A 5,795-nucleotide genomic window follows, 5' to 3' on the forward strand; every position below is an offset into this window, starting at 1 on the left:
GCGCCGGCGACGACGAGCCGCGCCTCGCCGAAGACCTTGGTCAGTCGGCCGACGAGCCCGCCCTGCACGACGGCGCCGACGACGCCGACGAAGAGGAAGATCCAGCCGGTCTCGTGCGCCGTCAGCGCGAAGCGGGACTCGGCGTAGAGGACGAAGCTCGACTCGAAGTTGGCGAAGCCGAAGACCTGCAGGAAGAACGCCGCGAGGCAGAGGCCGAGCAGCGGATGGCGCAGCGCGCGGACGAGGCTGCGCCAGTCGAGGCGCGCGCGGCTCCGCTCGCCGTTCGGCGAGAAGAGGCGCGTTTCTGGGAAGAAGCGGAAGGTCAGCGCGAGCGCGGCGAGCGAGGTCAGCGCCGCCGCGGCGCCGGGCGCCCAGTGCGCGAGGTCGAAGAGGTAGCCGCCGATCGCCGGGCCGAAGATGAAGCCGAGGCCGAAGGCCGCGCCGAGCGCGCCCATCCCCTTCGCCCGCTCCGCGGGGCCGGTGACGTCGGCGATCGCCGCCTGGGCGGTCGAGATGTTGCCGGCCGAGGCGCCGGCGACGGCGCGCGAGAGAAAGAGGACCTCGAGCGAGCCGCCCAGCGCGAGGAGGACGTAGCCGAAGGCGGCGCCGCAGAGCGAGAGGAGCAGCACCGGCCGGCGGCCGAAGCGGTCGGAGAGGCGGCCGAGGATCGGCGCGAAGAGGAACTGGAAGAACGAGTAGGTGGCCATGAAGAGGCCGAGCGTCAGCGGCTTCGGCTGGTACATCTCGCCGTAGCGCGGCAGAAGCGTCACGACCATGCCGAAGCCGACGAGGTCGATGAAGACGATCAGGAAGATCGTGCCGAGGATCCCCTTGGTCGCCCGCGGCGCGGCGCCGTTTCCCGCGGTCATCGGCGGTCAGTCGCCGAACACGCGGATCTCGACGCGGCGGCGGTGCGGCGCGCGTCGATGCTCGAAGAGGTAGAGCGCCTGCCACGTGCCGAGCAGCGGCGCGCCGTCGGCGACCGGCACGATCTCGGAGGTGTGGGTGAGGGCGGTGCGGATGTGGCTCGGCATGTCGTCCGGTCCCTCGTCGTCGTGCGCGTAGCCGGCGTCCTCCGGGACGAGGCGGGCGAAGAAGTCGAGCAGGTCCCGCCGCACGCGCGGGTCGGCGTTCTCCTGCACGACGAGGCTGGCGCTGGTGTGGCGCACGAAGACGACGGCGAGGCCGTCGGCGACGCCGGACTCGGCCACGGCGCGGCGCAGCTCGGCGGTGATGTCGTAGAGCTCCTGCCCGCGGGTGGCGACTTCGATCGACGCGCTGTGCATGCGGACAATCTACCGCAGACCGCGCGCGGCGGGGCCCGGAACCGCGACGCCGGACGACCGGCCGCCGTCCGCGGCCCCCGCGGCGGTCGGGCGGCGGCCGGGCGCGCCCCGCGGGATAACCCCCGAAGTCGGCACGTTATGGACCCGTTGTGGTGTCTAATGGACGCCGAAGGAGACCGCCCCATGGCGCGCCCGGCACTTCCCGAAGCGTTTGCGTTCGCCAAGATCGTCTACCGGCTGACGACCGAGCCCCGCGGCTGGCGGGTCGATCAACTGCAGGAAGAGCTCGGCATCGAGGACCGGACCTACCGCAAGTACCGCAAGGCGCTGCAGGACCACTTCGAGCCGTTCCAGGAAAACGGCAAGAGCCGCGTCGTGGACGAGAAGGACGAGGCCGGGAACCACTGGCTGCGGCTGCGCGCGTCCGGCGCGGAGAAGGAGCAGGACGTCCTGGGACGCGCGGCCGCGTTGATCATGGCCAAGGAGACGCTCCGCTTCCTCGGCGGGACAAGCGCCGGCAAGGCGGCCGAGGAACTGGGCGCGCGGCTCGCCAAGTCGACGGGGCCGCGGCCGGAGCTGCGGCGCCTCGCCGAGCGGATGCCGGGACTGATCCACGTCGTCCCCGACGCGCCGAAGCGCGCGGCCGTGAAGCCGGAGGTGCTCGACTCGCTGCTTTCGGCGCTCGTGGAAGCGAAGAGCGTCGTGTTCAGCTACCGGGAATTCAAGGGGACGCCGGAGAAGCTCGTCGAGGCGTCGCCGCACTGGCTCGCCGTCTGGCGCTCGGGGCTCTACCTCGTCGCGCAGCCCAAGGGCGAGCTCGAGGCGCGGCTCTACGCCGTCGAGCGGATCACCAAGGCCGAAAAGGGGAAGAGGAAGGCGGCCCGCGCGACGCGGAAGCCGGGAGAGTTCTTCGCCGGCGCCTTCGGCATCTTCCTCGAGCGCGAGCGGCGCGGCCGCATCGTCGAGCTGCTATTCGCCGACGACAAGTACCTCAAGCGGTACGTCTCCGAGCGCGTGTGGCACGCGACGCAGAAGATCTCCGAGGAGCCGGACGGCCGCCTGCGGCTGAAGTTCCGCGTCGAGTCGCTGGAGGAGGTCGCGCCGTGGATCCGCTCCTTCGGCGCCGCGGTCGAGGTCGTTTCGCCCAAGGACGACCTCTCCAAGCACGGGCTCGGCGCCGCGACGGCGCGCCGCCGCCGGTCCGCCAAATCAACCAATAAACCGTAGGGGCGGCTGGCGCGCTCCGACGTTCGCCGAAACAACGACGCCCCACCGCGCCTGCCGCCCCTACGCCCCCCGACGTTCGTTTCGTCGCGGCGCGACGGAAGCGTCAGCGGAGCGCGGCGTCGATGATCGCCTGCGCGTCGCTCTGCACGCGGCGCAGGTGGTCCTCGCCGAGGAAGCTCTCCGCGTAGAGCTTGTAGATGTTCTCGGTGCCCGAAGGACGGGCCGCGAACCAGCCGTTCCGCGCGACGACCTTGAGTCCGCCGATCGGCGCGTCGGCGCCGGGGGCGCGCGAGAGCTTGGCGAGGATCGGCTCGCCGGCGAGCTCCGTCGCCGCGACCTTCTCCGGCGCGAGGTTCTTGAGCGCCGCCTTCAGCTCCGCCGAGGCCGGGGCGTCGATCCGCCGGTAGTGCGGCTCGCCGAACTCCTCCGTCAGCGCGCGGTACCGCTCGCCGGGGTCGCGCCCGGTCTTCGCCGCGATCTCCGCCGCGAGGAGGTCCATGATCAGGCCGTCCTTGTCGGTGGACCACGCGCGGCCGTCGCGCCGCAGGAACGACGCGCCGGCGCTCTCCTCGCCGCCGAAGCCGAGCGAGCCGTCGAGCAGCCCGGCGACGAACCACTTGAAGCCGACCGGCGTCTCGCGCAGCGGCCGCCCGAGGCGCGCGGCGACGCGGTCGATCATCGAGCTGCTGACGAGCGTCTTGCCGATCCCCGCGTCCGCCTTCCACTGCGGCCGGTGCGTGAAGAGGTAGTCGATCGCGACGGCGAGGTAGTGGTTGGGATTGAGCAGCCCCGCGCCGCGGGTCACGATGCCGTGGCGGTCGAAGTCGGTGTCGTTGCCGAAGGCGACGTCGAACTTGTCCTTGAGCGCGATCAGCCCGGCCATCGCGTCGGGGGAGCTGCAGTCCATCCGGATCTTGCCGTCCCAGTCGACGCGCATGAAGCGGAACGTCGGGTCGATCCCGCCGCCGAGGACCTCGATCTTCAGCCCGTACGTCTCGGCGATCGGCGCCCAGTAGGCGGCCCCCGAGCCGCCGAGCGGGTCGGCGCCGAGGACGAGGCCCGCGGCGCGGATCGCCTCCATGTCCACGACTTCGCCGAGACCGGAGACGTACTGCCCGACGTAGTCGTGGCGGTGCGTCGTCGGCGCGCGCAGGGCGCGCTCGTACGGCATCCGCGCCACGCCGCAGAGCCCCGCGGCGAGCAGCGCGTTCGCCTCCTTCTCGATCCAGCCGGTGACGGAGGGGTCGGCCGGGCCGCCGTCGGGCGGGTTGTACTTGAAGCCGCCGTCCTCCGGCGGGTTGTGCGAGGGGGTGACGACGATCCCGTCGGCGAGGCCGCGCTCTCGGCCGGCGTTGTACTCGAGGATCGCGTGCGAGACCGCGGGGGTCGGCGTGTAGCCGCCGGCCGCGTCGATCATCACGTCCACGCCGCGGGCGGCGAGGACCTCGAGCGCCGTAATCGCCGCCGGCTCGGAGAGGGCGTGCGTGTCGACGCCGAGGAAGAGCGGGCCGTCGATCCCCTGCGCCTTGCGGCGGCGGCAGATCGCCTCGGTCACGGCGAGGATGTGCGCCTCGTTGAACGAGCGGCGCAGCGACGAGCCGCGGTGCCCCGAGGTGCCGAAGGCGACGCGCTGCGCGGGATCCTCGACGTCCGGCTTGTCGGCGTAGTAGAGCGCCACGAGGCGCGGCACGTTGGCGAGGATCGAGGCGGGGGCCGGCTTGCCGGCGAGAGGGCTTCTGCTCATCGCGCGTCTCCCTGATCGTTCGGGGCATCTTACGCGTCTCCGCGGCCGCCGGGGCGGCGCGGGAACCGCCGCCGCGCGGCGCTGTCCAACGAGGCGGAGGGGCCGCGGGGCGCGCCGCGGCGGGAGTCGCGGCCCCGCGCGACGGAGGACTTGCGCGGTGGCGCCGCGCGACGCGATCGAGCATCGCGCGGCCCCGCGCGACGGAGGACTTGTGGCGGCCACGGCGACGGCGGAGTGGGGCATACTCGGCGCGATGAGCGGAACGCGCGGCGCCGGCCGCCCCCTGGAAGAGGACGCGCTCCTCGCGCGGGCCCGCGCGGGGGACCGCGACGCGTTCGGACTGCTCGTCGAGCGGCACCTGGCGCACGTCTGGCGCGTCGCCTTCCGCATCGTGCGCGACGAGGCCGACGCCGAGGACGTGGCGCAGGAGACGTTCCTCGCCGCGTGGCGCGCCCTCGCGACGTTCCGCGGCGAGGCGCTCTTCTCGACCTGGCTGCACCGGATCGCCGTCGCCCGCGCCCTCAACCACCTCGACCGCGCCGCGGAGAAGACGCGCCGCGCCTCGGCCCCGCTCGTCCGCGGCGACGGGGCGGAGATCGACGTCGGACCGGAGTGGGGCGCGGAGGCCGAGGCGCGCTCGCCGCTCGCCGCGCTCGAGGCGGAGGAGCTGCGGCGGCGCCTGCTCGACTGCTTCCGCGCGCTGCCCGGCCCCTGGCGGGTCGTCCTCGCGCTGCGCGACGCGGAGGAGCTGCCGTACGAGGAGATCGCCGCGCGGGCCGACCTCGCCTTGGGAACGGTCCGCTCGCGCCTCGCCCGCGCGCGGCTGCGGCTCAAGGAGTGCGTCGAGCGCGGGGCGGCCGGGACGGCGGGACAATGAAGACGCGCGGCGCGTGGCGCGCGCGCAGCGAGGCGGAACGATGATGCGCGAGCCTCATCCGACCGAACTCCTCTCGGCCTACTTCGACCGCGAGCTCTCGCGCGTCGAGCGGGCGCGGATCGAGTCCCATCTCGCGGGGTGCGACGAGTGCCGCGCGCTGCTCGACGACTGGGAGCGGCTCGCCGCGGCGCAGCGCGGCGACGTGCCGCCCGTGCCGGAACGGCTCGCCGCGCGGATCGAGGAGCGGGTCTTCGGGGCGCGTCCGGCGCCGCGGCCGCGGCGGACGTTCGGCTGGGTGCGGCAGGTCTCGCTCGCCGCGGCGGCGCTGGTCGTGGTCGGCGTCGTCGCCGGGTACTTCGCGCTGCGCGGCGGTCCGGGGACGGGCGGGGAGGTCGGCGCGCCGGTCCCGGGCGCGCCCGCGCGGCCCGTCGCCGGCGAGGCGACCGCGCCGCCTCCGCCTCCGGCGACGCGGGAGACGGCGTTGGCGCCGAAGCGCGGGCCGAACGTCGAGGCGCGCGCGCCGCAAGCCGAGGCCGCGGGCGCGGCGAAGGGTGCCTTCGCGCCGGCGCCGCCGCTCCCCGTCGCGGCGCCGGAAGCGGCGTCGTCCGCGGCCGAAGAGGCCGCTCCCGCGGCGGCCGGCGGGGCCGCGGCGCGGACGCCC

6 protein-coding genes are annotated in these 5,795 nt (G+C 74.3%); 3 read left to right on the forward strand and 3 right to left on the reverse strand.

Translation table 11 applies throughout. The features are described 5' to 3' along the window. Positions 1–869: MFS transporter (locus tag LLG88_11455; protein ID MCE5247516.1), on the reverse strand; the 869-nt coding region annotated here is incomplete at its 3' end. A gap of 6 nt (positions 870–875) precedes the next feature. After that, positions 876–1,286, reverse strand: coding sequence for a secondary thiamine-phosphate synthase enzyme YjbQ (locus LLG88_11460; GenBank protein ID MCE5247517.1), 411 nt, complete (start codon positions 1,284–1,286; stop codon positions 876–878). Positions 1,287–1,469: 183 nt separating this feature from the next. On the opposite strand from LLG88_11460, the gene LLG88_11465 reads away from it, so the two are divergent. Further along, entirely contained in the window at positions 1,470–2,513 is a 1,044-nt protein-coding gene (locus LLG88_11465; protein MCE5247518.1) for a WYL domain-containing protein, read from the forward strand. A 103-nt stretch (positions 2,514–2,616) separates the two neighbouring features. Here LLG88_11465 and pgm read toward each other — a convergent pair whose 3' ends face one another. Next, the gene (pgm, locus tag LLG88_11470; GenBank protein MCE5247519.1) at positions 2,617–4,257 is read right to left on the reverse strand and encodes a phosphoglucomutase (alpha-D-glucose-1,6-bisphosphate-dependent); all 1,641 of its coding nucleotides are present in this window, start codon (positions 4,255–4,257) and stop codon (positions 2,617–2,619) included. A 253-nt stretch (positions 4,258–4,510) separates the two neighbouring features. Between pgm and LLG88_11475 the strand changes: the two genes are divergently transcribed. Both LLG88_11475 and LLG88_11480 read left to right on the forward strand, forming a co-directional pair. Beyond that, on the forward strand, positions 4,511–5,134 hold the full coding sequence (locus LLG88_11475; protein ID MCE5247520.1) for a sigma-70 family RNA polymerase sigma factor: 624 nt from the start codon (positions 4,511–4,513) through the stop codon (positions 5,132–5,134). A 40-nt stretch (positions 5,135–5,174) separates the two neighbouring features. After that, positions 5,175–5,795, forward strand: a 621-nt coding sequence (locus LLG88_11480; protein ID MCE5247521.1) for a zf-HC2 domain-containing protein, incomplete at its 3' end; no start/stop codon positions are given.

The organism is bacterium, from assembly GCA_021372775.1.
In the GTDB taxonomy this organism is placed as follows: Bacteria; Acidobacteriota; Polarisedimenticolia; order J045; family J045; genus JAJFTU01.

What these genes read in the sequence shown, in the direction of transcription:
- LLG88_11460 (MCE5247517.1), bottom strand. Translation starts at nt 1,286, where the DNA reads ATGCACAGCGCGTCGATCGAAGTCGCCACCCGCGGGCAGGAGCTCTAC.
- LLG88_11465 (MCE5247518.1), top strand. Translation starts at nt 1,470, where the DNA reads ATGGCGCGCCCGGCACTTCCCGAAGCGTTTGCGTTCGCCAAGATCGTC.
- pgm (MCE5247519.1), bottom strand. Translation starts at nt 4,257, where the DNA reads ATGAGCAGAAGCCCTCTCGCCGGCAAGCCGGCCCCCGCCTCGATCCTC.
- LLG88_11475 (MCE5247520.1), top strand. Translation starts at nt 4,511, where the DNA reads ATGAGCGGAACGCGCGGCGCCGGCCGCCCCCTGGAAGAGGACGCGCTC.